At 39.0% G+C, this 2,579-nt stretch carries 6 protein-coding genes; all 6 read right to left on the minus strand.

Annotated features, from left to right (window positions below; all coding sequences use genetic code 11):
• Window positions 1-367: 367 nt before the first annotated feature.
• Window positions 368-652, minus strand: coding sequence for a hypothetical protein (locus HT725_RS08815; RefSeq protein ID WP_173253432.1), 285 nt, complete (start codon window positions 650-652; stop codon window positions 368-370).
• Window positions 652-831, minus strand: coding sequence for a hypothetical protein (locus tag HT725_RS08820; protein WP_173253433.1), 180 nt, complete (start codon window positions 829-831; stop codon window positions 652-654). Before HT725_RS08820 ends, HT725_RS08815 begins: the two co-directional genes overlap by 1 nt.
• Window positions 828-1,268, minus strand: coding sequence for a hypothetical protein (locus HT725_RS08825; protein WP_173253434.1), 441 nt, complete (start codon window positions 1,266-1,268; stop codon window positions 828-830). Before HT725_RS08825 ends, HT725_RS08820 begins: the two co-directional genes overlap by 4 nt.
• 110 nt (window positions 1,269-1,378) lie before the next feature.
• Window positions 1,379-1,549, minus strand: a complete 171-nt coding sequence (locus tag HT725_RS08830; protein ID WP_173253435.1) for a hypothetical protein — start codon at window positions 1,547-1,549, stop codon at window positions 1,379-1,381.
• Window positions 1,524-2,210, minus strand: coding sequence for a replication protein (locus HT725_RS08835; protein ID WP_173253436.1), 687 nt, complete (start codon window positions 2,208-2,210; stop codon window positions 1,524-1,526). Before HT725_RS08835 ends, HT725_RS08830 begins: the two co-directional genes overlap by 26 nt.
• A 53-nt stretch (window positions 2,211-2,263) precedes the next feature.
• Complete coding sequence (locus HT725_RS08840) at window positions 2,264-2,407, minus strand: CopG family transcriptional regulator (RefSeq protein ID WP_173253437.1); 144 nt, start codon at window positions 2,405-2,407, stop codon at window positions 2,264-2,266.
• Window positions 2,408-2,579: the final 172 nt, after the last annotated feature.

The raw sequence follows: 2,579 nt of genomic DNA on the forward strand, positions 1-2,579 counted from the left end.
CACTCGGAACATAAAAGGGGGGTCATGTACGCTAACGCTCGCCCCCTCCCTCTCCCTCCTGATTTGTTCTCCCATTTTTTACTAATAGGATTTCGGAGGCCGTCCGCTTCGCGCCTCCGAGGAGGTTTTAGGCAAGGGCATTTTCGTCCTATCACTTCTCGAATTTTCCAAAAAAATCCAAAACTAGAGTATTGATTAGGCTCTGCCTCTGATATGGGCAAGCCATATCATTCACCGCTAATGGCTAGCTATGGCTAGCCCTGAAATATAAATCTTTACAAAAAAAATCGTTGTGGCTAAAAATTTTTTGCACCCTAGCTTTAGCTAGTGAAAAAAATTTTGATCAAAACGATTTTTTGTGTTTATTTTATCTACTCCCCTCCGCCCTTTTTACCAACTCATTAAAGGTTACCAAACACTTGGCCGCTACCACTTCGAATTTTGAATTCTCCCCAAAATTCGCAACGTTCTTGAATTCAATTTCATACAAACCAGCTCTATCCTCACAGAAGAGTTCTCCAAACTCTTCTTTGTCAAAATGAGCTCCCATGTCCGTCCATGACCTTCCATCAAGTGTCGCAACCTTAATCCAGCCCTTTTCCTTTTCTTTCTTCTGCGATATTGCTACAACAGCTACTTTAACACTTTCCATTATTGATTTACCTCTTTCCTCTTAAAGTTTATTTTTTTAATATTTTTCGTTTTTCCTTCTTCCCTTATCTTTTTCCTCATTTCCTCCATAAGACACCGACTCATCGCTCCAAGGTCTGTTTTAAGCGTTTCTACATCTCCTAGAGCCTCTTCTAACTCCTGGAGCGATAAATCCTTCAAATCTCCTCGTTCTTCGAAAATTTCCGTCTTAAAGAGTCTTTGAACGAAGGATTTTTTGACCTCACTAATTTCACGCGTCTTCCTCGGCATTTTTTCTTGCCCTCTCTCAATCTTTCTTCAATTCCTATCTCTAGTTCTACTATATATTCATGCATTGCTTCCAATACTTCACTGTTCTCTTCTCCCTCCCTATCAATCAACCAATTCCGATAATAGTTTTCAAACTTTTCTATTTCTCCTAACAAAACTATACAGTTCACCCAGTTCTTTTCACTTATGCTCCTTTCAAGTTTTTTACAAACTACTTTTACTTCCTTTGATTTCTCTCTTATGCCATAATCAGGCATCAGCGCCAGCACACCCGCATCTATATCAAGCAGTTTTACTTTTTCTTTCAGTTTAGCTAATGTAATCATCGCCGCTCCTTTCTGCTCCATATCCTCCTCTGTGTTGGTACATTTGGAGTGGTACGTTTGGAGTATATTTTCATTATACTCCTTTAGCTTGTTTAAGTCAACAAAAAAGATAGCCATATCAGGCTACCTTATCAATTATTCTTATCCCAATACATAGCAAGAGCCATTATAAAAGCTCCATCTGTCTGTTTAACCCCATAGGTCTGTTGCGTTTCATATTTTTCCTTGACCCTCTGGAACTGCTCATATTCAGAAATATCTACTGTACCTTGTAGTCTATATCTCGCCTTCTTTTCTGCCATGATTTTCTCCTTCTCCGCTTTCTATTTGTTCCTCTACTCTCTTAAGGCCGTTCTTCCTTGTCTGATACGAACCATCAAAATATAGGCGCACCAATCCTGTATGTGACCTCAAAATCTTATTTACTACCTTCATACTTGCCAAGCCAACTTGTGGCCCATACCTGTCTACAAAATCTTTTAATTCAAGTATATTGGCCAACTCATAATGTGCTATAACCTCACAAATCAGGTCTAGCAAATCATCTTTTTCAGCACTATCCAAACTAACATATCGGTCTATATCAAAGTTATTGAGCAGTTTAATTTCTTGCTTATCGTACACATGTTTATTTTTAGCTTTCGCGTCTTTGGATTCATGCGTTAAATACAAATAAGCATTTCCAACATTCAGACAGACCTGTACTTTTGCAATGGCTTGTTGCCCTAATACTCTCTGCACTTTCTTTCTTACAGAGTCCGCAGTTACTGGATTTTTTGCAATATATATACAGTGGTAGTGTGGCTTGATGTATTCTTGCCCTTCTACCTTACTTTTATCTTTGTCGTGCAGGGGAGAAACTGCAATAGCTGTCCCCAAAGTTTCTAGTTCTATCTCCCAGTTTTCAGGCAACGTATCGGGATATAATAGAAATACAAAATATCGACTTTTTTCTTTAGGCATGGTATAATACCTTTAACAACAATTCTCAAAGCCTTCGCCAAAAGGCTCTTTTTTTATCGTTTTCCTTCCTGATTTTTTTCAATCCAAACAGTAACTAAGGCTGATTTACTCAAGCCTTTTTCTTTTGCGATTTCCTCAAGTTGTTTCGCAACCTCATCTGCGAGGCTAAGCGCGACTCTCTTTTTTTGGGTTGCCATACAAATCCCCTCCTTTTCGAGAATAGTGTAACACTTTTGGAATACTTAGTCAACACTTGTCGCACAAAAAGTTATTTTTTAGCGAATTTGTCGCCGAAATATCGCACCCCTCAAACCCTTCTCAAACCTTTGTGGCTCTAAGGCTCAAGGCACGTCTATGTTCGTAGTCTGG

It is taken from the genome of Streptococcus sp. 2579, from assembly GCF_013277195.1.
GTDB lineage: Bacteria > Bacillota > Bacilli > Lactobacillales > Streptococcaceae > Streptococcus.